This is a genomic window from Psychrobacter sp. MES7-P7E, from assembly GCF_002863645.1.
Lineage (GTDB): Bacteria > Pseudomonadota > Gammaproteobacteria > Pseudomonadales > Moraxellaceae > Psychrobacter.
Genome location: NZ_PJBU01000072.1, coordinates 14,499 through 40,802, shown reverse-complemented (window position 1 = coordinate 40,802; position 26,304 = coordinate 14,499). Strand labels below are relative to the sequence as shown.

Sequence of the window (26,304 nt, the reverse complement as noted above, 5' to 3'; positions counted from 1 at the left end):
CTACTGGACTTGCCCTAGCGTGACGCGATCATTACCACCGTAATCTTTTACGGTATGTACTGACTCAAAACCATTATCCAAAAACAACTTGCGAACAGCATCACCTTGATCATATCCATGCTCGATAGTTAATAGCCCACCTGTACGTAAATACATTGTTGCTTGCTGGACGATATGCTCGATATCAGCCAAACCCTGATTGGGTGCACTGAGCGCACTGATCGGTTCAGCTGTTAGTCCTGCCAAATGCTCGTCTGTCTCGTCAATATAAGGAGGGTTAGAGACGATGATATCAAACTGCCGCTCATCGTTAGTAGGTAACGTTTGATACCAACTGCTTTGGACAAACTCAACATTGGCAACGCTATTGCTCACGGCGTTATGCTGAGCAACTTTAAGCGCCTCTGACGATAAATCAACTGCCACGACCTGCCAATTAGCTTTCTTAAGTTCATGGGCAAGACTGATCGCGATACAACCTGACCCTGTGCCCAAATCTAACAATCGCTTATTACTGAGTTGTATTGGCTGAGCGTTTATCCAGTTCAATACCTGCTCAACCAATACCTCGGTATCAGGCCTAGGAATCAAGGTATGCTCGTTTACCCTAAAGTTAAGCGACCAAAACTCCTGCTGCCCAGTCAGGTACGCAAGCGGTATGCCTTGCTGCATTTTTACCACGCCGTCATTGAACCGTGCGACCTCACTATCAGTTAGCTGATAATCTTCATCAGTCATCAACGCTATCGCAGGCTTATCAATGACACACAACAACCAATCCGTTAGCCAAAATGACGGTAGCCGATTATTTGACTCACCATTCGTCAGTTGTTGAATCTGCTGCTTGATTTGACGAATGGTCGATATGGTCATAGATAGCTCTTAAATAACAGTGAATGAATAAAGGTAAAATACTGTTTAGCCTACTCTGATGCGCGTGGTGGCTCTTTGGTATCGGTCAGGTTAGGATTGGTTTTGCTTAGCTTGTCACCTACCCTATTGCCGCCGCTGCTATCATTATTGTCATCGCCATAAATATCATCGTTATCACCAATGACAATATGTCTATCAACAAAGTAAATCAGTGCCAGAATTGGAATACCAATAGCGAAGGTAAAGATAAAGAAAAACGGATAACCCATATTATCGACGATAGCACCAGAATAACCACCCATTACTTTGGGTATTAGCGTCATCAGTGAGGAAAAAATCGCATACTGTACCGCGGTAAAGCGAATCGAGGTTAGTGCTGATAAGAAAGCGATAAATACAGCGCTCGCAAGGCCCGCAGCCAAGTTATCAAATATCACTGCCATATACATGATCGGCAGGCTACCTGGGTTGTATGTCAATACCACAAACAACAGGTTGGTCGCACACGCTAAAATCGCACCAATCATCATGGCATGCATGATACGGAAACGCTGAGCCAAAATCCCGCCCAAGAAGCCACCTGCAATTGCCATAATCACACCGACCAGTTTTACGGCATTGGCGATATCTGTTTTGCTAAAGCCCATATCTTGATAAAAGACGTTGGAGATCACGCCTGCGACGATATCTGAGATACGGTATAGACCAATCAAGGCTAAGAGTAGCAGGGCTTTTTTGCCATAACGTCGGAAAAAATCTAAGACAGGCTCGATCCATGTTGCCATGGCCACTTCTTTTTTCACCAGTCCTACTTGTACTAGTGCATAACCTGCTGCCATTGCCGCGCCTAGGCTTACTAACAAGTGCAAGGTTTCTACAAAGAAACTAGAAAACGCGCCTTCGAACTCTGGTAAGGCTTGTCCCATCAATATATAAGCAGCGATAAAGGCAATCACTGAAAATACAAACAACGCTACCAGTCTGACGTAGTCTTCACGAGTTTCAGCGACCAACGGGGCTTTGTTAATGATTTTTGGTTGATTAATAATAAAGTACAGTAATAACAATGGCGCGCACGCGACCAATGCTAAAAAGTAAAATTTAATCGCTGGCATTACCATTAGTGGTATCAAGGCCACTGTGCTATCAAATACTGTATTGATCAAAATATTAATCAGGTAAATAACACCAAACAGCAGACCTGGGATAAGCAGTAACGCCGAATAAATTAGGAATACTTTTAAGTTACCCTTCTGCTTTTTACTTTGCAGGGTCTCAGCGGTTGGCTCATAACTAGCAAACGTCGTTAATACCCCTAACGTCATGACTCCTGCCATGATGTAATAGGTATTGCGCCATGCTTCATAACTATAAAACGTCTCATTTGAGCCGAAATAATCAGCCAAATATAACGCGCCTGCCCCTGCGACAATCATACCGATGCGGTAGCCTGACACATAGATAGAGGACAAGATAGACTGCATAGACGGCGGCGCAAGCTCAATACGGTACGCATCAATCACGATATCTTGCGTCGCAGAAGAGAACCCAAGCAGCACGGCCGCGCCTGCCATATAAAACAAGACATCTTCGCTAACAGGATTTACCCTTGCCATCAAAAAGATTGCCAGCACGATAAGCAGCTGTGATACCACCATCCAACTACGACGACGCCCTAGCCACTTGGTCAAAAACGGTACAGGGAGCGCATCAATCAATGGCGCCCAAATAAACTTGAACGAATACCCCAGTGCTGCCCAGCTGAACATAGTGACGACACTACGATCAATGCCTGCTTCTCTCAGCCATAGCGACAGACTTGAGAAAATCAGCAGAATAGGTATACCCGCTGAGAACCCCAAAAACAGCATAATAATGACACGAGGATCGAGATAAGCTTTTGTAGCCTCGCCCCATGACTTTTTGGCAATTGGTTGATTGGGCGGTACAGATTTGACAGCAGACATAATAACTCACCAACAATTCAGACAAAGAACACAACCGCGCACAATTTTTATCAATCTTTAGAATCAGTTATCGACAAAAGAATCGATAAAAATTGCTCTACGTTGCACCAATATTATGATTACAACAAAATCCAGTTATGGTACTTGAGAACCTTTATCTTGACTAGATGTTTTTGCATTAACTTAGCGATTGCAGGCCATGTACAATCGCTTATATTTCTTAATAGTAACGCAAAAAACCGCGGTGTTTTACCAAGGTTATCTTAGCTCTTTTTTTTATTGCTAATTTCTATTTTGAAAGATGTCTGACAATGACATTATCTATAGGTAATATAAAGGTAGTAGTAAAACTGACGCAGGCTTGATTGGTTAGGTGCACTCTATTGGTTTACTCTTAACTGGCGATGATAAGCAAGGGCGTTAATAATGATTGAGATAAACAAAACATCAAGCATTTTATGATTTGTAATTTAAAACTTATAATTCTTATATATTAGTTTTATAAATCCACTCAGCTTAGTTATGCTTTGTACATAAACAACGACTACCGAGATTCACGGTTTGTTCTTTCGATTATCATAGCCTAGGAGTTATACCATGTCCGACTCAACCAATAACACCACCGACAAAAACACTGCCCCAGATGCTGCTCGTTGTCCTGTAGATCACGAAAGCAACAATAATAATGCGCCTACTAATACAACCTATGATCAGGGTGATGGTCAAGGCCCAACGATCCATAGCGAAAACGTTGATAACTCGCACGAGGCTCAACGTCCTAGTATGGGTGGCTGCCCTGTTATGCATCAAGCGCACACTACCACTGCTTCTGCTGCGACAGATTGGTGGCCAAATGCTCTAAACTTAGACATATTGCATCAGCAAGACAAAAAGACTGACCCAATGGGTGAAGACTTTGACTATGCTAAAGCTTTTAAACAGCTAGATCTAGAAGCGGTCAAGACTGACTTAAAAAACCTAATGACTGAGTCGCAAGAATGGTGGCCAGCTGACTGGGGACACTATGGTGGTTTGATGATTCGTATGGCATGGCATTCAGCTGGTACGTATCGTCGTTCTGATGGTCGCGGCGGTTCTAATACTGGCAACCAACGCTTTGCACCATTGAACAGCTGGCCAGATAACGTCAACTTGGACAAAGCACGTCGTCTATTGTGGCCAATCAAGAAAAAATACGGCAATAAATTGTCTTGGGCTGATTTGATGATTTTGGCAGGTAACATGGCTTATGAGTCTATGGGTTTTAAAACTCTAGGTTTTGCTGGTGGTCGTGCTGATATCTGGCATCCAGAAAAAGACATCTATTGGGGTTCTGAGCGCGAATGGCTAGCTGCTACCAAAAACCGTTACGACAGTGATGAAGAGCGCGAATCATTAGAAAATCCTTTAGCTGCTGTGCAAATGGGTTTGATCTATGTCAACCCAGAAGGTGTTGATGGCAATCCTGACCCAATCAAAACCGCACAAGACATCCGTACTACGTTTGGTCGTATGTCGATGAATGACGAAGAGACCGTTGCTCTAACCGCTGGTGGTCACACGGTTGGTAAGTGTCACGGTAATGGTGATGCGACGATACTAGAAGATGAACCAGAAGCCGCTGACGTCAAAGAGCAAGGTCTAGGCTGGCGCAATCCTAAAGGTCGTGGTAATGCAGGTGATACCGTTTCAAGTGGTATCGAGGGCGCCTGGACCACGAATCCAACTGAGTGGAACTATGAGTACTTTGATTTGTTGTTCAACCATGAATGGGCGTTGACTAAGAGTCCAGCTGGTGCGTGGCAGTGGGAACCTGTCGACATTGAGGAAGAAGACCGTCCTTTAGATGCGCATGATCCAAGTGTACGCTGCAACCCAATCATGACTGATGCTGATATGGCGATGATTAAAGATCCTATCTATCGTGAGATTTCAGAGAAGTTCCATAACAACCCAGAGTACTTTGATGAAGTATTCGCTAGAGCGTGGTTCAAACTGACTCACCGTGATTTGGGACCGAAGTCTCGTTACTTAGGTGCCGACGTACCGAGCGAAGACTTTGTATGGCAAGACCCTATTCCTACAGGTAATACGGACTTGACTGCTGATGATATTGCAACGCTAAAAGCACAGATTTTAGACAGTGACATTAGTCGTCGTGAGTTGATCATTACAGCATGGGACAGCGCTCGTACATTCCGCGCTTCGGACTATCGCGGCGGTGCAAATGGTGCGCGCATCCGTTTAGCTCCACAAAAAGACTGGGCAGGCAACGAGCCAGAACAATTACAGCGTGTACTTGAGACATTGACCAGTATTCAGTCTGGTTTTGATAAGGACGTTAGCTTAGCAGACCTTATTGTATTGGCTGGTAACGCTGCGATTGAACAAGCAGCGAACGATGCAGGCGTAGATATTACTGTACCGTTTAATCCAGGTCGCGGCGATGCTGACGCTGAAATGACTGACGCCGAATCTTTCGCTGATTTAGAGCCGCTACATGATGGTTATCGTAACTGGATTCAAGGCGACTATGCGGTATCACCAGAAGAGATGCTACTTGATCGCACGCAGCTAATGGGATTGACAGCGCCTGAGATGGTCGTATTGCTTGGTGGTATGCGAGTGCTTGATACCAACCACGGTCAGAGCCAACATGGCGTCTTTACTGAACGTGCTGGCGTGCTTACCAACGACTTCTTTGTCAATTTAACAGACATGAACTACACATGGCACCCTGTAAAAGCAGCCGACAACACTGCTAATAGTTACGAAGTACGTGAGCGTGGTACAGGAAACGTCAAATGGCAAGCAAGCCGTGTAGACTTGGTATTTGGCTCTAACTCTATATTACGTGCTTATGCTGAGCTATACGCGCAGGATGATAACTTAGAGAAATTCGTTCGTGACTTCGTCCGCGCTTGGAACAAGGTTATGAATGCAGATCGCTTTGATATTGCCAAATAGGCTGAGTTTGAAATTGGTCAATACCGACTAATTAACAGTAATAAGTAACTTTATAATCAACGAACAGCTATCTTTTAGAAGGTAGCTGTTTTTTTATGCTTAGTTTTTTATGCTTAATAGTGACCGCTCTTTATAAGTTGTTAGGTCAAATGGCTTCTCTGGATAAACAACGCTTACTGACTAAACAACATTTACTGAACAAATAATTTTTTAGCATTGCAAAATACAAACTCTATATTCATAATTATCATAAATTGATAGCTATTTATTATATACAAGAATAATAGCTTTGTTTTACACTACTTTATTACTGTATGTTCAGACATTTTTACTTTCATATACAGACGAGGTTTGTATATTTATACAATAGGATTAAGTTATGGCAATCGACGTAGTGGTCAACCAACGGCATTTGCAGATTCAGCTCAAACAGCTAGAAACAGTATGGCATACGGTGATTAACGGTTATAACTTAAGCCAAGCGGCGACCGTGCTACATACCAGTCAATCAAGCTTATCAAAGCATATTGCTGCGTTAGAAAACCAGTTAAAGACGGAAGTATTTGTGCGCCAAGGCAAACGCCTGACGGGACTAACCACTATGGGCACAGCACTTATGCCGCATATCGAGTCTATCTTTGCTGAAATCCGCACCATTGAAAACCTAAGTTTAGACTTTAATAATCCTAATATCGGTACGTTGACGATTGCCACCACCCATACTCAAGCGCGTTATGTACTGCCGCAAGTGGTTAAAGAGTTCAAAGATCGTTTCCCTAAGGTAAATTTGATTTTACAACAGGCAGATCCTGAGACCATCGCTCAGATGGTCATCCGTGGTCAAGCCGATATCGGTATTGCCACTGAATCCTTATTACATAATAATTATCTTAGATGCTATCGTTACTATGACTGGACGCATCGCGTTATCGTACCAAGTGATCACGAACTGGCTAGCCAAGAGTCTATTGACCTGCCCACACTTGCCAGCTATCCGATTGTGACCTATCACGGTGGTTTTACAGGACGCGGCGCGATTGACAAGACGTTCGACGAAGCAGGGCTGGAGCCAGATATCGTATTAGCGGCGCTCGATGCCGATGTGATCAGCACCTATGTCGGTCTAGGCCTAGGTATTGGTATCATCGCAGAAATGGCATTTGAGCCAAGTCATTATCAAAACCTGACGGCCATCCCCGTCGATCATTTTGGTCGCTTTACCAGTTGGATGGCGGTACGTGATGATGCAGAAATCCGTCAATATGGACGTGCGTTCATGGAGCTATGCCAAAAGCAATTTGCAAATTAATGAGTATTTGTTAAATAAAGTATCTCAGACTTGCTCACCCTTACTAGACTGAGCTGTGGATGATAAAATAGATTCTAGAACGTTATTCAATGTTTCTTTTATATATTATTCACACTTGTATTGATATTTGGTCGAATGAAATTGATTTGCGACTAAATATCAATACATATTAACTTGCTCTTTTGTAAACAGGTGATACCGCTCATGGAAAAATTCGTAGCGATCATTATGGCAATTTTTGCCGCCCCTCTACTCATTGGCGGCGCTTATTTATTGTCCTTAGGCGGTAGTCCTTACTACCTCATTGCTGGCGTCATTATACTAACGACAGCTTTTTTATTGTTCAAAAAACACTGGAGTGCTTACGGGTTATATGCGCTATTTATCGTAGCGACCATGGCTTGGGCACTTTGGGAATCTGGGTTCTATTGGTGGGCGCTAGCACCTCGAGTTGGCTTCCCGCTTATATTTGGTTTGCTCATGCTATTGCCATGGGTATCCAACAAAATGCGTGGGCCTAAAACTCAAGTAGCTTCAAATAGCACACCAACTATAAACAACGTTAAGAAAAGCCCTCTGTATTATTGGGGACTGCTCGTAAGCGTAATCGTAGGTGCACTACTCTCTTTTGGTAGTCTAGCTAATAATGCCACTGACAAACTCGGTGAGCTTAACTTGACTGCTGCAAATGATGACGAGCAAAACGTCAGCTCAGATGAGACCTCAGCCAACCTTGGTGACCCGTTATCAAACGGTCAGCAAACGCCAGATGGCGAATGGAGCGCGTATGGTCGTACTGATTATGGTCAGCGCTACTCACCTCTAGATAAAATCAATACCGATAACGTCAAAGATTTAGAACTGGCATGGCAAATCCAAACAGGTGATGTCAAAGGTCCTAACGATGTCGGTGAGACCACTTATCAGGCAACACCATTAAAGATTGGCAACGGTTTATACTTATGTACCCCTCACAACTGGGTACTAGCGCTAGATGCCGACTCTGGTGAGACGCTGTGGAAGTTTGATCCTCAAGTAGAGGAAAACTTACAACGTCAGCACCAAACCTGTCGCGGCGTATCTTATTATGCGGGTCAAGCGACCAGTCCTGACCCTATCGCTACCGCTGCTAATAATTCAGCAGAGAATAGCAACAGTACAGCTAGCCCCGTGCAAGTACAGAAAATTGCTGGCAATACCTTTGAAAACGCATCTAAGCAATGTGATGCCAAGATATTTATCCCAACGTCTGATGCGAAACTATATGCACTCGATCCAAATACTGGGCAACGCTGCCAAGACTTTGGGGATGATGGTGCACTAGACTTGATGCATAACATGCCGTTTAATCAAGCAGGTTACTATTACTCGACGTCACCACCAGTCATCGCGGGTGATACCATCATCGTCGCTGGTGCTGTCAATGACAATTACGACGTCAACTCGCCTTCTGGTGTGATCCGTGCATATGATGTCAATACCGGTGAGCTTCTTTGGAACTGGGACTCAGGTGATCCTGACAATACAGCACCTTTCGATGTCAATGATCCAACCCAAACTTATAAGACCAGTTCGCCAAATTCATGGTCAGTCGCTACTGCCGATGAAGAGCTTGGATTGGCCTACTTCCCTATGGGTAACCGCACACCGGATCAGCTAGGTAGCTACCGAAATGCCGCTGAAGAAAAGTATGCAACGTCTGTTGTCGCTCTAGATATCGAGACTGGTGAAGCGCGCTGGGTTCAGCAGTTTGTCCATCATGACCTTTGGGACATGGACACGCCTGCGCAGCCAACCTTACTTGATCTAGATACGGCCGATGGTGTACAGCCTGCGCTAGTTGTACCAACCAAACAAGGTGATGTATACGTCTTGAACCGCGCAACGGGTGAGCCTATTGTACCGATTAAAGAACGTCCTGCACCGCAAGGCTATCTCATAGCGGGAGAGCACGCAGCGCCAACTCAGCCTTATTCTGGCTTGAGCTTTGAGCCTGAACCACTGACTGAAAAAGACATGTGGGGTGCCAGTCTTGTTGATCAAATGATGTGCCGTATTGAGTTCAATCAGCTCAACTATGATGGTCGCTATACCCCGCCATCAACAAATGGTAGCTTGGTCTATCCTGGTAACTTTGGTACCTTTAATTGGGGCGGTATTGCAGTCGATCCTGAGAATGGCGTGATGTTTGGTATGCCGACTTACTTGGCATTTACCTCAAAACTCATTCCTAGAGACACGTTGGGCGATGCAGAAACCAATAAAGGCGAGCAAGGCGTCAATGCCAATGAAGGTGCAGATTATGCAGTAGAATTGGGGCCCTTCTTGTCACCATTAGGCGTACCTTGTCAGCAGCCACCATGGGGCACGATCGCTGGTGCTGACCTAGCCACAGGTGATATCGCTTATCAACGCAAAAATGGTACGGTACAAGACTTGTCTCCTATTCCTATCAAACTGGAACTGGGCGTACCTGGTATCGGTGGACCTATCATCACTAAAGGCGGCGTCGCATTCTTGTCAGCGGCGACAGAAAACAACTTCCGAGCTTATGACTTAAAAAATGGCGACGTGCTATGGAATGTCCGTATTCCAGCAGGTGGTCAAGCCACGCCAATGACTTACTTAAACTCTAAAGGTGAGCAAATGGTCGTATTGGTTGCAGGTGGTCATGGTTCAGTTGGAACAACCATCGGTGATTATGTCTTAGCTTACAAACTTAGCGACCAAGATAAATAATGTTGCATTTGGTTCTTAAGATAATGATAAATTAAATAACCATTATATTATAATCTTATAATTAGAGAAGCAGGTAACTTAGGTTGCCTGCTTTTTTTAATGCCATCTTTTTTTAATGCCATAGTATAATGCTGCTAAATCCTTTTATTACCTTACTTATGGTTTATTTATCGCTTATTTTGACAAACGACAACCTTTATAAATACACCTTAATAATTGTTAAGCAAGCTTAAAAACAGAATTAACTGAATTTGTTATGATTCATTAACAGTGACTAGCGGCACTTGAAACTACCACTGTCTATAAGCATATCAGTAGAAAATAATTTACACACTACTGGAACATTTATGAGTAATAAAATCCCTTTATCTTTTTTAGATCTTGCGCCTGTACCTCAAGGCAAAACCATCGCTGAAGGCATCGCCCAAACAGTGGAAACCGCGCAGCAAGCAGAAAAATCAGGCTTAAACCGCTACTGGATGGCAGAGCATCACAATATGCCGGGCATCGCCAGTGCAGCCACCTCAGTACTACTATCGCATATCGGTAGTAAAACCGACCGTATCCGTATTGGTGCTGGCGGCGTTATGCTACCGAACCATGCCCCTCTCGTGATTGCTGAGCAGTTTGGTACTTTGCAGGCATTATATGGTGACCGTGTGGACCTAGGCCTAGGCCGTGCACCTGGTACTGATGGTGCGACGTTTCAGGCACTTCGTCGACAAATGAAAGATGCCGAACGCTTTCCACAAGATGTGCAAGAGCTGATGTATTTCTTAGGTAATGATACAGATGGCAGCCCTGTACAGGCATTCCCTGGCGCAAAATCAGGCATACCGATTTGGATATTAGGCTCTTCTCTATTTGGTGCGACTTTGGCTGCACATTTGGGACTACCTTATGTGTTTGCCTCTCACTTTGCCCCGCAAATGCTTGGGCAAGCAATTGAGGCTTACCGTGAACAGTTTAAACCGTCTGTCTATCTAGATAAGCCTTATGTGATGCTAGCTGCAAACTTATTGCTGGCTGATGATGATGCGACCGCCGAGTATCATTTTACTTCAGCACAGCAGAGTTTTGTACGTCTGCGTCGTGGCGAAACAGGTCAAATGCCTAAGCCTACCCACGATATGGACAGTATCTGGAGTCAAGCAGAGAAAATGATGGTAGACAATGCATTGTCAGTATCATTCATTGGCTCTGTCGACACGGTCAAACCAAGACTCGCTGCGTTTTTGGCAACCTATCAGCCAGATGAGCTGATTGTGACGGCCAATATATATGACCAAGCTGCCCGTATCCGTTCACTTGAACTTACACCGGAGCTAAACTTATTTACTTTACAATGAAATGAGACACTTGCATAATTATTGATGAACCTTAACTGGATTTTTGACATGGAAGCAACTCCCATTATCGGTGCATCGCTCATGATTGGCTCGTCGATATTTATGTATATCGTCGCCTTTCTTGCCGTTATGGCTATCGGTGGTTATCTGACCTATCGTACTAGCCCAAAGCGCAAGCAGCGCCGTGAAGACAAGCGTAATAGCGAACGCTAGATTAATACCAAAAGCCCTCTTTTCTTATTTGAAAAGAGGGCTTTTTTAAGACTATCAAAATTAGATAAAGCGAAAGTACTTGCTTATTTAAAGATAGTATAAAATCTGCATTACATCAATCCAAGCGCACGTAACGTCGCTGCCCCAATCGCCATACCAAACATGCCAACAACAGTGGTAAATGCCAAAATATTAGCCGCCAATACATCATTACCACCCATTGCTTTTGCCATGACATAGCTGGCTGCAGCTGTGGGCGATGCGACCATCAAGAATAACACACCCATATGCACGCCTGATAGTCCAAATCCGAGCCCAACAGCGATCGCAATCAATGGTGCAATGACAATTCGCCCAATACTCGCCTGCATGGATAAGCCCGAAGGATGCAACATAGACTTTAGGTTAATACTAGCACCTGCACAGATCAGTGCTAGCGGCAGAGCCACCGCTGCCAGTAAGTCACCAGTGGTATGAATTACCCCAGTAAGCGGTGGTAACGGCAATGCTTTGTAGACGAATGCCCCAACCAATGCCAAAATTAGAGGATTGGTTAGCAATTTTTTTACGATCATCGTACCGCGACTAATCCATGTGTCATCTACACTTTTGGATACGCGGCTCAAGGTAATGACTGCCAAGATATTAAACAGTATCGTTACCACGCCCATATAGACAGCACCGATACTTAACCCTTGTGCGCCGTAAGCGTTGGCCACGGTTGCAAGGCCAATGATGGCCATGTTGCTACGGAATACGCCTTGTACAAACACACCTTGGTCTTCAGGACGCTTGACGAAGCGTTTGGCATAAAACTCTGCGCCAATAAATAATATAAACGTCACCAAGATACCAACAAGAATAAGCGTAATTTGCTTACCATAATCGACGTCGCTATCGACCACGCTAAAAAACAATAAACACGGCAAGCAATAATTAAAGACAAAACTTGATGCCTGATCGATAAAAGTTTGGCTTGCCTCACCGCGTCGTTGCATAAAAAAACCCAACCACATTAAGGCAAGGTTGGGTAAGACAATGGTAATAGCAAAAACAATAGCATCAATCATAAGTAGACTCAGTTCGGTGACAAGCCCATAAATATATGGACATCAGCGAGACAAATTAACAAGTAGTAAGAAAATTCACTGACCTAGTATAGAGACAAAGTAGCAAGTAGGACAAGGCTACATATGATTTTCTTTCAAAATCGATCTTTTTTTTTGATAAACAAAAGCCCGTAACGAAACATCGTTACGGGCTATTTATACTATAAGTGCTTTATTATAAAAGGCTTTATTGCATAGCTATTATGAGTCCAATGCAGCTTTTGCTTTTTTATGCTTTTTAACCGTCATCGCCAATAACTGAATGGCGGCAGGTGTAACCCCACTCACTCGTCCGGCTTGGGCTAAAGTCGAAGGACGGACTTGCGTGAGTTTCTGTACAATCTCATTTGATAGTCCAGATACGACGCTATAGTCAAAGTCCATCGGTAGTGCGGTATTCTCGAGACGTTTCATCTGATCGATGTCTTCTTGCTGGCGATCGATATAGCCTGCATATTTAACAGAAATCTCTATCTGCTCACCTACTTGTGTATCAACAGTTGAGTCCGTGATAGCCGCGATATCAGCAAAATGTATTTGCGGACGCTTTAGCAAATCGAAGGCGGTCGACTCTTTAGACAGCACTTCACCTGTTTGCTCGGCTACTTGCTTACCTAAAGCATTAGCAGGCGTGGCCCACATATCTTTTAGGCGTGAAGTTTCTGTCGCGATAGCTTCCATTTTTTCTTGATAGGCCTGCCAGCGTACATCGTCTACTAGACCTAGCTTACGACCAGTCTCTGTCAAACGCTGATCTGCATTGTCTTCACGCAGCAATAAACGATACTCTGCGCGGCTCGTAAACATACGGTATGGCTCGGTAGTACCATGGGTAATCAAGTCATCGACAAGCACCCCAAGATACGCTTCATCGCGGCGCGGTGTCCACGTGTCAAATTCGCTATTGTTAGTAGTGACAAATGCCGCATTGGTACCTGCGAGCAAACCTTGTACGCCCGCTTCTTCATAGCCTGTCGTACCGTTGATCTGACCCGCAAAGTACAGACGATCAATCGACTTGGTTTCAAGCGTAGGCTTTAGGTTTTGTGGATCAAAGTAATCATACTCAATCGCATAACCGGGACGAGTAATATGCGCATTTTCTAAGCCTTTCATGCTATGGATAAAGTCTAATTGTACATCGAATGGCAAACTGGTCGAAATACCATTCGGATATAGCTCATGCGTGGTCAGACCTTCTGGCTCGATGAAAATCTGATGGCTGTCTTTATCCGCAAAGCGATGAATTTTATCTTCGATAGATGGGCAATAACGCGGGCCTACGCCTTCGATTTTGCCAGAGAACATTGGTGAACGGTCAAGGTTTTCACGAATAATGTCATGAGTACGCGCATTGGTATGGGTTATATAACAATTGACCTGCTCAGGATGCATAGAGACGTCACCCATATAGCTCATCACTGGCAACGGCGTATCACCCGGCTGTACAGTCATCACGCTGAAATCAACACTACGCGCATCGATACGTGCCGGCGTACCTGTCTTCAGACGACCAACTGGCAGCTTAAGCTCACGTAAACGATCTGCCAATTTGATAGAAGGCTGATCCCCTGCGCGGCCACCCTTTGAGTTCTCCAAACCGATATGGATAACGCCGCCTAAGAAAGTCCCTGAAGTCAATACCACTGTTTCGGTCTTAAAGACAATACCTGTAGAAGTCACGACTGCCGTCGCACGGCCGTTTTCGACCAAGATATCATCAGCAGCTTGTTGAAATATATCCAGATTTGGCTGATTTTCTAACGTATGACGGATAGCTGCTTTATACAAGATACGGTCTGCTTGCGCACGCGTGGCACGAACGGCAGCCCCTTTACGACTGTTTAGTACGCGAAACTGGATACCTGCTTTATCTGTCGCCAGCGCCATTGCGCCGCCTAACGCATCAATCTCACGTACCAGATGCGATTTACCGATACCACCAATCGCAGGGTTACAACTCATCTGCCCGAGCGTCTCAATATTATGCGTCAACAATAAGGTCTGTGCGCCCATACGTGCAGCTGCCAGAGCAGCTTCTGTACCAGCATGACCACCGCCGATCACTATCACGTCGTAATGTTTTGGGTATTGCATGTGTGCCTCACTTGACTCATAACGCTGCTGATTGCCATATCCTATGTTCAAATAAGAAAACAATCAGCAAATAAACGTCAGTCGAATTTATAAGAAGATAACGACTCAGATAAGTCGTTCATAATTGGTTAGGGCGTGTTCTTATTTTGAAAATGGTGATAAGAATGAGGTAAATTGCAGACAAACAAGGAAAATAGCGCAGATAATATCAGGATATTAACCAGCTATTTGACATAGTTTGGCAATATTTAACCATTTTTAGTCCATTCAGATGCTTTTGTTCAGATTAAGGACACGCCCTGAATAACCCATAATTATAACAATTTTTTGATACTTAAAAAACGTTAGAACAAAAACTATTAAAATTAAGCGAAAATTTCTCTACTCTAGTTACTGTCTTGCTAGTGCTAGTTGTTGCCTTACTAATTACTGTTTTGATTATCATTTTGGTTATTGTTGCCAGGGCTAAGCGGTACGATCTGATCCGATTGACCGCTAGACAGCATATGATGGCTACCATACCCTTCTGGGTTTATCTGTAGATACGCATTCATTTGACCAATCGCCTCACCATCATCACTCGCTAAAATCTGCGCTTTGATGAGCTCAACTGGCGGTAATGGTAAGTTTTTGAGCAAGGCCAAGCGCTGATGGTTATCACCCTTGTTGACTATTAATTCGATAAGTTGACGAGCATCGATTGGCAAATCTGGCGTGTTTTGAGCCAACAACGCCAAGTGATAAGCACCTGCTGGATCTTGGTCCACAACAATGCGCTGTTCAATAGCGATATAGGTCGCTTCAGTTGCACCGCCCGCCACACTAAGCTGATGAATACACTTCAGTGCTGAGTATGACTCATTATTAGCAATCTCAATGATCCGCGTAGATTCGTTTTTTAAACGCTCACGACGTTTTTCAATCACCGCCTGCTCAGCCGCTTCTCTTTGCTCGTTTAACTGTTCGCTGGTTTGGTTATTCATAAAGCTCTCTTACTCACCTGTTAATTATTATTTATATCGCTGATATCTTGGACACTATATGGGGGTAAATCCTATAAAAACAACGAATCCTAATGATATAGGCGCGTGAAAATACTAATGGGAACAAGAATAGATACGCTACTAACAACACTAATAGCGACAATAAAAAACCCAAATAGCCATTAAATGACTATTTGGGTTTTCTGTGCTCATATCTTACAAAGGCTAATTAGACATCAAAGACATCTAACCAACACTCTCAAGTATTAAGCAGCAGGGCTGTTTGCTTCAACCAATGGCTTTAGCTCGCCTGATTGATACATTTGCAGGATGATGTCTGATCCACCCATCAACTCGCCATCAATCCATAATTGCGGGAAAGTTGGCCAGTTAGCAATTTTTGGCAACGTTGCACGGATTTCTGGGTTTTCTAAAATGTTTACAAACGCAAATGGACGACCAATCTGAGTCAACACTTCGATAGAGCGCGCTGAAAAGCCACACTGTGGAAATTGCGGTGTACCTTTCATGTAGATAATAACTTTATTGTCACGGATTTGATCACGGATCAATTGTTCAACGTCGTTTGCAGCAGTGTTTGGGGTTTGCTCACTCATAAAAGCTCCTATTGATAAAGCGGTTCATTAAAATGATTATTTATATAAAATAATTGTGTAAAGACGTGGCTGATACATGGGGCGACTGCCGCTATATTACAAGCACGAATTTTCGATCTATGTAGGTTCGATAGCATTAGGGACTAATAATACCACGGCATTGGCCATGATGCCCTCTTGACGACCCGTAAATCCCAATTTTTCAGTCGTGGTCGCTTTCACACTGATATTGCTAATATCCGTTTGCAGGTCACTAGCGATATTGGTACGCATTGCTAGATTATGCGGCGCTAACTTTGGACGCTCACACATCACCGTAATATCAGCATTGCCTAGGCTGTAACCAGCCTCTTGCACTTTACTATAAACATAACGCAGCAGTACTCGTGAATCCAATCCAGCATGTGCCGCATCGGTATCGGGAAAATGCTGCCCGATATCACCAAGTGCTAAGGCACCAAGCAGCGCATCAGCCAATGCATGTAACACCACATCCCCATCAGAGTGTGCGAGCAAACTGTGAGTATGCTCAATAGGCACGCCCGCTAGAATGACATATTGTTGCTGCTGACCATTATTATGAAAAGCATGAACGTCGATACCTTGACCAATTTTTATCATTATTATTCCAAGATGAGTTAAAGGTGATTAAAATAATTCAAAACCACTATCTGAATTTTCAAAGTGGTTTTACTAGTAGCCAGACACCATCGGTCGCCACCAGTTTCAATTAACTGGTATAATATGACGTTTATTTTATCATAATACCAGATCCAAAAGACAAGCTGACGTTGTTGTGCTGAGACTACGTATTGTAGTGATTGCATAACACTTGGCGTCGGCATGTAATTTGGATAACGTATAAATAGTTGAGCCGTTTTATGTCAGCCATACAAAATACCTCAAGCACAACCGTTTCTGAGTCTTTTAATGCTCATCACCCTTTAACACTTGCTGATGTCGAAAATCCTAGCACCAAGCATGTGATTGTCGGTATGTCAGGTGGGGTCGATTCTTCTGTATCAGCCGTATTACTTCAACAGGCAGGCTTCAAGGTCGAAGGCTTGTTTATGAAGAACTGGGAAGAAGATGACGGTACCGAATACTGTACGGCGATGGATGATCTAGCAGACGCGCAAGCCGTATGTGACAAAATCGGTATGAAGCTGCACACGGCCAATTTTGCTATGGAATATTGGGATCGCGTATTCGAGCACTTTTTGGCAGAATATAAAGCAGGACGCACCCCAAACCCTGATATCTTGTGCAACAAAGAAATCAAGTTTAAGGCGTTTTTGGACTATGCGTTGACCCTTGGTGCAGATTATATCGCTACAGGTCACTATACGCGCCGCAGTGTGAATTACAAAAATAATGACGGCACTGAGGTTGCTCAGCTCTTACGCGGTCTTGATAATAACAAAGATCAAAGCTATTTCTTACATGCGGTTGGCGGTGACAAAATCGCCAAAACGCTATTCCCAGTTGGTGAGCTTGAAAAGCCAGTAGTACGTCAGATCGCTGAAGAGTATGACCTAGCGACGGCTAAAAAGAAAGATTCTACAGGCATTTGCTTTATTGGTGAACGCCGTTTTAAAGACTTCTTACAGCAATACTTACCTGCCCAAAAAGGAGAGATACTTACTGATGATAATAAAGTCATCGGCACTCATGACGGCCTCATGTATTACACACTGGGTCAACGCGGCGGCATCGGCATTGGCGGGGTTAAAGACCGTGTAGAGGCACCGTGGTTTGTATTGGCAAAAGACTTAGAGAAAAACCGTTTAATCGTCGGTCAAGGGCATGAACATCCCATGCTAATGAGCAACGAGCTAAAAGCCTATAAGCTTGATTGGATTGATGGTTTACCACCTGCGGATGTGTTTAGCGACGAAGGCCTAGCCTGTATGGAAAAGTCTCGCTATCGCCAGCCAGATCAAGCGTGTCGCGTATTTGCGACCAATGCTGATGGCAGCGAAGTGCGCGTGGTATTTGATGAGCCACAGCGCGCTGTCACTCCTGGACAATCAGCGGTATTTTATATCGATGAAGTATGTCTAGGCGGTGGCGTGATTGAATCTATCGATGCACCTTGCGGATTCTAATTGACTCCTAATACCCAACCTAAAGCACAGATGTTGATGCAGTAAATAACATAATTTTAACGAGCGTCAACATCGCTTTATTTGCATAGACCGCTTTTTTAATATCATATTTCTGCTATATTACGCGCAACGATTTCGACGTCGTTTTTTATATGGTAATTTTTTATCTAGACTCTTGCAGTTTTTTATTTCATAACTACTGAGGCATAACCATGACCCCACTTACCGCTCTCTCTCCAATTGATGGCCGTTACGCATCAAAGGCTGACAGCTTACGTCCTTATTTATCTGAATTTGGTCTAATCAAAGCTCGCGTTACGGTAGAGATTCGCTGGTTGCAGTCTTTAGCTGACAACAGCGCAATTGGTGAATTAGCAGCATTTGATGACCAGACCAACGCTTTTTTGAATGCAATCGTTGATGATTTTAGCGAAGCAGATGCTCAAGCTATCAAAGACATCGAAGCGACGACCAATCATGATGTAAAAGCGGTTGAGTACTTTATCAAAGACAAGTTCCGTGGTCAGGATGCCTTAATCGATTCACTTGAATTCATTCACTTTGCCTGTACCAGTGAAGACATCAATAACCTATCGTATGCATTGATGCTAAAAGACAGCCGTGAGCTCGTCGTTGCCAAAATGCAGCAAGTGACTGATAGTATCGTTGACTTATCTATTGCTCATGCTGACCAACCAATGCTATCACGTACGCATGGTCAGACAGCCAGTCCAACAACGCTTGGTAAAGAGATGGCAAACGTGGCCTATCGCCTAGCTCGTCAAATCAAGCAAATCGGTCAAGTAGAGTTGTTAGGTAAGATTAACGGCGCCGTTGGTAACTACAATGCCCATTTTTCAGCATACCCTGATGTTGACTGGCAGACTCACGCTGAAGCGTTTATAAATCAGCGTCTAGAGCTAACGTTTAACCCTTACACCACTCAAATCGAGCCACACGACTATATCGCTGAATTGTTTGATGCTGTTAAGCGCTTCAATACAATCCTGATCGATTTCAACCGTGATATTTGGCAATATATTAGCTTAGGCTATTTTAAACAGCGCCTAAAAGACGGTGAAGTTGGCTCTTCTACCATGCCGCATAAAGTTAATCCAATTGACTTTGAAAACTCTGAAGGTAACTTAGGCGTTGCCAATGCGATGCTAGCCCATTTGGGTGAGAAGCTGCCTATCTCACGTATGCAGCGTGACCTATCGGACTCAACCGTATTGCGTAATATCGGTGTTGGTCTAGCACAGAGCATGATTGCGTTTGATGCTTGTCTAAAAGGCGTGGGTAAACTTGAGCTAAATGCACAGCGTTTAAATGATGACTTGAATCAAGCGCAAGAAGTGTTGGCAGAACCAATTCAAACAGTCATGCGTCGCTATCGTGTTGAAAACCCGTACGAGAAACTAAAAGCCTTGACTCGTGGTAATGCCATGACTCGTGAAGCCATGCTAACGTTTGTCGAAAGCGATGAGCTATCGGCAGTTAGTGATGCGGATAAAGAACGCCTACGTGCATTGACGCCTGCTACTTATATCGGTAATGCCGCTGAGCAAGCACGCGCTATTAAAGAATGGATTGCCAAGCTTTAATAGCTAATAAGAGCATACTGATAATGGAATCAGTCTAGAAAGGTAGGAGCGCCTAGTATTATTTACTCGCTCCTATCTTGATAGTAATTTTATCTTATTCACTTATTATCTTAATAGCTATTATCTGAATAAATAATAACCTTACTTTGAACGCTATGATTGGTTTTGATTCGATTGCTTTTGATTCAAAACTCATAGTCGATAAGTAAGGTTTTATTTTTTATCATCATCGTCATCACTGTCGCCTGGTATGATGGCTTTACCCACAGCAACGGTTCCTTTGACCACGCCTTTGGTAGTTTTATAAGCGATTTTTGCGGGTACTGTGACGATTTTATGGACACAGGCTTGTAGCAAAAACACGCTAGCGATGATGACAACAAAATGCAGCTTTTTCATAACGTTCCTACGATTGAGTGGATGCTCTGATGACAGCTATTATTTTGATAATCGTTATTGCTTACATGTACTATATAAACGTCACCAAAATAATAGACACCAAGTAGATGACAATCTTAAACTATTAAAACCCTCCTATAAAGCATCCCTTATTATTAATCTTGTACACCGCCAAAATATGGATTTATCAATGACTTCTATTCCTCTTTGTTTACCCGACTCTATCACGCCTAAGCAATTCCTGACTGAATACTGGCAAAAGAAGCCACTGCTTATTAAGCAAGGGTTGCCGCAGCTAGTTGATATGTTTGAGCCAGATGACATGATTGGTCTTGCACTTGAAGAAGATGCTAGCGCAAGACTGCTGACTCAAGCAGCCAGTAAAAAAGAAGGTCAGGCACAGTGGCAACTTAAAAAAAGCCCACTGAATGAGACTGATTTTGAAAACCTACCAGAGCAATGGACCGTATTGGTACAGAACCTTGAGCAATGGTCGCCAGAGCTTGGTCAGTTGTGGCAAGCATTTGACTTTATTCCGCAATGGCAGCGCGATGACATCATGGTCTCTTATGCGCCAGCAGGTGGTTCGGTCGGTAAGCATTATGACGACTACGATGTGTTTTTGGCACAAGGCTATGGCTCTAGACGTTGGCAGTTAGGCAAATTCTGTGATGACCAGACAGAATTTGTTGCTGATGAGCCGCTTCGTTTATTTGACGACATGGGCGAGCTTATTTTTGATGAGATACTAGAAGCGGGTGATGTGCTTTATGTACCGCCGAAATTATCACATTTCGGTGTAGCACAAAATGACTGTTTGACTTTCTCGTTTGGTTGCCGCCGTCCAAACCTGATGCAAATCATCGATAGTGTGGCCGATATTGCGACTAACGACAGCAAGCTATTTATCCCGATGCTACTACCGCAAGCGCTACAAGCGTCAGGTGAATTGCAAGCAGATAGTATTGCCGCTATCAAGGCGCAATTACTAGAGATGCTACAATCTGATCGCGGTGATGATATGATTCGCCAAGCAGTTTCTGAAGTAGTTAGTAAACGCCAATATGATGCGCTGATGCCAGAAGAGACGTTAGATACCGATGAGCTAATACAGGCCCTATCAGAAGGGGCCACATTGCAGGCGGACTATAGCAACCGCCTACTCTATAGCCAGACCGATGATGGCACTGTACTGTATGCTAATGGTCAACGTATCGATGGGCTTGATGAATCGGCGATAGCAGTACTAGTACGCTTGGCCAATGGTGAAGCATTACAACATAGCGACGTCACCGATGTTGATGCAGATGATTTGAGCGAATGGCTAGAGAACGGCTGGGTATGGGTTGATATTGCTGAATAACATCCTGTCATCAGGCTTCAGTTAAACAGCATAAACAAAAAAAAACCGCTATCTGATAATTACTCAGATAGCGGTTTTTTCTTATACATCTTATGCAATCACTAGTTTGGTAGTTATAGCGCTACCAAACACCGCTTAGCCTTTATAAAAGTTGATATAAAAGCGAAGCGGATTCGTAATTAATGCAGTGATTCTACTCTGTACCAAGCTCAAGCAAGCTCGCGTTACCACCGATTGCTGTGGTATTGATAGTCTTGACTCGCTCAGTGACAAAACGATGTAGGTAGTCAGGCGTTAGCATTTCTGACAAGCCTTCCATATCAGTAACACTAATAACCTGCGTCAAAATACCGTCTGTATTAGCAAGCTCTTGACTGACGGCTTGCACTTCGCTGCGGCTACCAGAGACAGCCACTTGTGCTAGACGATCGATATATAAAAGCGTGACTGTTTGCGAATCGTTAGCCACACTCAATACATCTTCGCTGATACCTGTGTCGTGCAGTATCTTAGCAGCTTCATTACACATCTCATCTTGGCTTGGGCAATGCAATATAACTTCATTACCTGTTAGGAGTGCCGCGATGAGCTGACCTAATACTGCCATGGCTCTAGCAGTTTCGCTACCGATGACCATCGTCTTACCACGACCAGTCACATACAAGTCATTGGACTCGCCTGTTGCCCCTGTCATACGATGCATCTCATCCAAGCTAGGCGCAGCGCTCAACAAATGGTTGAATAAACGCTTTGCTTTATTGGCATCACCAGTGAGCAATGCCAGTTTTGGAACGGCTGCTTGTAGATACGTTGCGCGATTCACTGCGCCGAGTAATCGCCAAGATTCACAAACCTGGGCATGATTTTTTTTGAATTCAGTCGCCATTTTGCTACTCCTTATGCGAGTTCTGTTTGAGTGGTAGTTTGGGTTTCGGTCGCTGTCATATGAGCAGCTGACTGTTCAGCGTTGACTGCTTCTGAGCTAAGTTGCATGAGACGCGCGACATAGTGCGGGCCACCAGCTTTAGGACCAGTACCTGATAGACCACAACCACCAAATGGCTGTACGTTTACGACCGCGCCGATTTGGTTACGGTTGATGTAAGTGTTGCCGACAAATGCGCGGCGCTCAATGTGCTCAACAGTATTTTCGATACGACTATGGATACCTAACGTCAAACCAAAGCCTGTGTTGTTGATGGCATCAATCAGCTTATTCAAATCACGCGCTTGATAACGAAGTACGTGTAGAATTGGGCCAAAGTGTTCACCACCGATCACATCAATGCTCTTCACTTCAATTGCGGTCGGCAATACAAAGGTAGACTTCTCTTGACTGACGACTGAGCTTGAGCTCATGGGCGTCTGTGCCAAAATAGTAGCAGTCGGCTCAGCACTCATACGTTCGATGTGCGCCTCTAAACCATGCTTAGCATCCGCATCAATTACTGGACCTACATCTGTCGCAGCATATAGAGGATTACCTACAGACAGCTCAGCCATATTACCTTGCAATAGCTCAATTAAATCATCGGCCATCTCTTCTTGTACACACAATATGCGACAAGCTGAACAACGCTGACCTGCTGAACCAAATGCTGATAGTACCGCATCTCTAACGACTTGCTCTGGCAGTGCCGTTGAGTCAACGATCATCGCATTTTGACCGCCAGTCTCAGCGATAAAGACAGGCAACTCACCGCTAGCTTGTGCATGGTCGTTTAGGCTTTGGTTGATACGTTGGGCTGTTTGAGTAGAGCCTGTAAATATCACCCCTGCGATATTGTCAGCCGCCGTCAAAGCACCACCTACGTCGCCTGCACCAATGACCAATTGCAATGCTTCTGCTGGTATACCCGCTTGATACATCAACTGTGCACCAAAGTGAGCTACCAAACTGGTTTGTTCAGCAGGTTTTGCTACTACGGTGTTACCTGCAGCAAGTGCAGCTACAATCTGTCCCGTATAGATAGCCAATGGGAAGTTCCATGGACTGATACAAACGAAAGTACCGCGTGCTTTATACACTTGACGAGACTGCTTGCCAGCCAAGTCTGTAAACTCATGCACGACGTCATCTAGACGCTCTGCTTCGTCAGCATAGAAACGACAGAAATCAACGGCTTCTTTGATTTCATCGATACCATCCTGCATGGTCTTGCCCGCTTCAACTTGGCATAGTGCCATTAGTTCAGCGTAGTTCTCTTCGTATAGCTCAGCAATCTTACGTAATATCTCAGCACGTTTGGCTACTGTCACGTTCTGCCACGTACTTTGACCAGCGACAGCGACATCAATCGCTTGACGAGCCAGTTCTGCATTGGCATATTTGACTTCACCAGCGCTTACGTCATGATTCCAAGGCGCAAGTACAGGCTGAGCATCAAGCTGATGGGTGACGCCATCTAATTCATATTCACTAATTGCTTGGCCGTTGATGATAGGTGTCGCTGACCATTTTTTATTGAGATGGCTATCAATAGCTGCTTTAAACGGCAACCACTGTGACTCTACAAATATATTAGGGCCAAAACTTGCACGTCGCGAACCATAAATCTCTAGTGGTAGCGGGATATCTGGGTTGTGCAATGTTGGGTTGGCAAGTAGCTTGTCATATGGATGCACAGTTAGTTTTTCAATCGGATACGACTTGTCTAATAACTGATGAACAAACGAGCTGTTGGCACCGTTCTCTAACAAACGACGTACCAAATATGGTAGCAAGTCTTTGTGCGCGCCAACTGGTGCATAGATACGTACAGGTATCTCATAAGCTTGCAAGATATGGTCATAAAGTGCATCACCCATACCGTGCAAACGCTGGAATTCAAACTCTTTGTGCTGACTCATGGTCATGATTGAAGACAGTGTATGCGCATTGTGCGTCGCAAACTGTGGCCAGATAAGACCGCGCAGATGGTCTGATAATAAGAAACGCGCACTAGCAAGATATGCAGTATCTGTACCTTCTTTGCGTGTCCAAACTGGATAGCCTGATAGACCTTTTTGCTGAGCAAGTTTGATCTCAGTATCCCAATAAGCCCCTTTTACGAGACGTACCGGAATGCGATCGCCTACTTCAGAAGACAAACGAGCAAGCCAAGCCAATACAGCGATAGCACGTTTAGAATAACCTTGTACAACGATACCTAGGCCATCCCAGCCAGCTGTTGAGTTATCACGGTATAGAGACTCAAACAGTTTTAAAGAAATCTCAAGACGATCGGCTTCTTCGGCATCAATACTAAGATCAACATTGACTTCGCGTGCCGCTTCAATAAGAAGCAAGCAGCGTTGACGCAATAGACCCATAACTTGAGCTTCTTGTGTCGCTTCATAGCGAGGATGCAGCGCAGACAATTTAATAGATACTGATGGCTTTGGCATACCTTCTTTGACTTTGACGTTGGCCGTCGCTTTGATCGCATGCAAGTAGTCATTGAAGTATTTTTCAGCATCTCTATGCGTGATAGCCGCTTCACCTAGCATATCGAATGAATAGGTATAACCTTTATTACGGTATGGCTGGCTGTTTTTATTGGCGTCTTCAATGGTTTCGCCCAATACAAACTGGTGACCCATGATACGCATGGCTTTTTGCATGGCACTACGAATGACAGGCTCACCCATCTTCTTAGTCATGCGATCCAAGAAACCTGATGCAGTGGTACTGCTGTCAATACTGACAACGCGACCAGTCATCATCATGCCCCAAGTAGAGGCATTGACCATAAAGCCATTGTCATTTTTGATGTGCTTTTTCCAGTCAGCCACACTCATTTTGTCATGAATCAACGCATCAGCCGTATAGTTGTCTGGTACACGAATCAAGGCTTCTGCTAAGCTCATTAGCAAGATACCTTCTTGGGTATCAAGGCTATACTCGAGCAATAATGAGTCAACCATCTTGACGGCTTTACCATCATTACGCACGTGCTCGACCAGTTTGCGCGTTTGCTCAGCAGCAGCATCGCGTTCTTCTATACTGGGTTTGGCAAGTGGCAATAACTCAGACAACCAACGTTCTTCATCGGCGCTATATAGCGGTGAGATACGCTTATTTAGCTCTTCTGCTGACTGGGCGAGATACTCAGGCGACAGCATATCAACAGGATTAAACAAGATCGGCTCTTGCGGGGTAAACTGGTCTACTGGGTTCATAACAACTCCATAACTATCGTTTAAAAACCATAATAAATGGTGCTTTAGGAAGTCTGATCGTCCTGTATAACTGCTCATAACCGCTATCAAAAAATAGTGGTTACTGACGGATATTCACAGCAATAATCAAAAGACCAAACGGCGCCATCACAAAACTAAAAATCCAGCATAGGCTGGAGACGGTTAAGTAGGTCGTTCGACTGTTAAACGGGCTACGTTAACAATACAAAGGCAACAACGAAAAGCTAAGCGGCATTAGTGCCTTCTTCTTGTTAGTAGTGAAAGGAGTGTGATGACCAAATATCGCCTTATTGAACCGAAAAATCGCTCTAATAATTACAAATCTGTCATCTTTGATGATGCTAATTCACTGTAAGAAAAACCTCTACGGCGTTGATTGAGGTGATGCGCTTAACTCGGCTATAATATCACGAAAGTTTTTTTCA

The 26,304-nt window shown here is 44.1% G+C and carries 18 protein-coding genes; 8 read left to right on the top strand and 10 right to left on the bottom strand.

Annotated features, from left to right (window positions below):
• Together prmC and CXF62_RS02900 are read right to left on the bottom strand one after the other, a co-directional pair.
• A complete protein-coding gene (gene prmC, locus CXF62_RS02905; RefSeq protein WP_102092835.1) occupies window positions 1-873 on the bottom strand; it encodes a peptide chain release factor N(5)-glutamine methyltransferase in 873 nt (290 codons plus the stop codon).
• A 50-nt stretch (window positions 874-923) separates the two neighbouring features.
• Window positions 924-2,840, bottom strand: coding sequence for an AmpG family muropeptide MFS transporter (locus tag CXF62_RS02900; protein WP_102092834.1), 1,917 nt, complete (start codon window positions 2,838-2,840; stop codon window positions 924-926).
• Window positions 2,841-3,623: 783 nt separating this feature from the next.
• On the opposite strand from CXF62_RS02900, the gene katG reads away from it, so the two are divergent.
• The 5 genes from katG (at window position 3,624) to CXF62_RS14670 (ending at window position 11,417) form a co-directional block, all read left to right on the top strand.
• Window positions 3,624-5,807, top strand: a complete 2,184-nt coding sequence (katG, locus tag CXF62_RS02895) for a catalase/peroxidase HPI (protein ID WP_102092877.1) — start codon at window positions 3,624-3,626, stop codon at window positions 5,805-5,807.
• 379 nt (window positions 5,808-6,186) lie between these two features.
• Window positions 6,187-7,116 carry a LysR substrate-binding domain-containing protein gene (locus CXF62_RS02890; RefSeq protein ID WP_057759664.1) on the top strand — a complete coding sequence of 310 codons (930 nt, stop codon included), beginning with the start codon at window positions 6,187-6,189 and terminating at the stop codon, window positions 7,114-7,116.
• Between the two features lie 204 nt (window positions 7,117-7,320).
• Window positions 7,321-9,855, top strand: a complete 2,535-nt coding sequence (locus CXF62_RS02885) for a membrane-bound PQQ-dependent dehydrogenase, glucose/quinate/shikimate family (protein ID WP_102092833.1) — start codon at window positions 7,321-7,323, stop codon at window positions 9,853-9,855.
• Window positions 9,856-10,202: 347 nt separating this feature from the next.
• A complete protein-coding gene (locus CXF62_RS02880) occupies window positions 10,203-11,204 on the top strand; it encodes an LLM class flavin-dependent oxidoreductase (protein WP_102092171.1) in 1,002 nt (333 codons plus the stop codon).
• A 48-nt stretch (window positions 11,205-11,252) separates the two neighbouring features.
• Entirely contained in the window at window positions 11,253-11,417 is a 165-nt protein-coding gene (locus tag CXF62_RS14670; protein WP_156410686.1) for a hypothetical protein, read from the top strand.
• A gap of 110 nt (window positions 11,418-11,527) precedes the next feature.
• On the opposite strand, the gene CXF62_RS02875 is transcribed toward CXF62_RS14670, so the two are convergent.
• From CXF62_RS02875 to ispF, 5 genes are all read right to left on the bottom strand, one after another.
• Window positions 11,528-12,487 (bottom strand): AEC family transporter, encoded by a 960-nt coding sequence (locus CXF62_RS02875; protein WP_101204815.1) that lies wholly within the window; start codon window positions 12,485-12,487, stop codon window positions 11,528-11,530.
• Window positions 12,488-12,727: 240 nt separating this feature from the next.
• Complete coding sequence (gene mnmG, locus CXF62_RS02870) at window positions 12,728-14,623, bottom strand: tRNA uridine-5-carboxymethylaminomethyl(34) synthesis enzyme MnmG (RefSeq protein WP_102092832.1); 1,896 nt, start codon at window positions 14,621-14,623, stop codon at window positions 12,728-12,730.
• A gap of 422 nt (window positions 14,624-15,045) precedes the next feature.
• Entirely contained in the window at window positions 15,046-15,606 is a 561-nt protein-coding gene (locus CXF62_RS02865; protein WP_102092831.1) for a hypothetical protein, read from the bottom strand.
• Window positions 15,607-15,872: 266 nt separating this feature from the next.
• Complete coding sequence (gene grxD, locus CXF62_RS02860; protein WP_057759647.1) at window positions 15,873-16,223, bottom strand: Grx4 family monothiol glutaredoxin; 351 nt, start codon at window positions 16,221-16,223, stop codon at window positions 15,873-15,875.
• A gap of 117 nt (window positions 16,224-16,340) precedes the next feature.
• Window positions 16,341-16,844: a 2-C-methyl-D-erythritol 2,4-cyclodiphosphate synthase gene (ispF, locus tag CXF62_RS02855; RefSeq protein ID WP_102092830.1), complete on the bottom strand. Its 504-nt coding sequence runs from the start codon at window positions 16,842-16,844 to the stop codon at window positions 16,341-16,343.
• A 260-nt stretch (window positions 16,845-17,104) separates the two neighbouring features.
• Between ispF and mnmA the strand changes: the two genes are divergently transcribed.
• On the top strand, window positions 17,105-18,331 hold the full coding sequence (mnmA, locus tag CXF62_RS02850; protein ID WP_102092829.1) for a tRNA 2-thiouridine(34) synthase MnmA: 1,227 nt from the start codon (window positions 17,105-17,107) through the stop codon (window positions 18,329-18,331).
• Window positions 18,332-18,543: 212 nt separating this feature from the next.
• A complete protein-coding gene (gene purB / locus CXF62_RS02845) occupies window positions 18,544-19,935 on the top strand; it encodes an adenylosuccinate lyase (RefSeq protein ID WP_102092828.1) in 1,392 nt (463 codons plus the stop codon).
• A gap of 213 nt (window positions 19,936-20,148) precedes the next feature.
• On the opposite strand, the gene CXF62_RS02840 is transcribed toward purB, so the two are convergent.
• Entirely contained in the window at window positions 20,149-20,334 is a 186-nt protein-coding gene (locus tag CXF62_RS02840) for an NF038104 family lipoprotein (RefSeq protein WP_057759633.1), read from the bottom strand.
• Window positions 20,335-20,524: 190 nt separating this feature from the next.
• Here CXF62_RS02840 and CXF62_RS02835 point away from each other — a divergent pair, with 190 nt between their 5' ends.
• Window positions 20,525-21,697, top strand: a complete 1,173-nt coding sequence (locus CXF62_RS02835; protein WP_102092827.1) for a cupin domain-containing protein — start codon at window positions 20,525-20,527, stop codon at window positions 21,695-21,697.
• Between the two features lie 193 nt (window positions 21,698-21,890).
• Here the strand turns inward: CXF62_RS02835 and CXF62_RS02830 are convergent, their stop codons facing one another.
• Window positions 21,891-22,583 carry a 1-pyrroline-5-carboxylate dehydrogenase gene (locus tag CXF62_RS02830; RefSeq protein ID WP_102092826.1) on the bottom strand — a complete coding sequence of 231 codons (693 nt, stop codon included), beginning with the start codon at window positions 22,581-22,583 and terminating at the stop codon, window positions 21,891-21,893.
• An 11-nt stretch (window positions 22,584-22,594) separates the two neighbouring features.
• Window positions 22,595-25,858, bottom strand: coding sequence for a bifunctional proline dehydrogenase/L-glutamate gamma-semialdehyde dehydrogenase PutA (gene putA, locus CXF62_RS02825; protein WP_102092825.1), 3,264 nt, complete (start codon window positions 25,856-25,858; stop codon window positions 22,595-22,597).
• Window positions 25,859-26,304: the final 446 nt, after the last annotated feature.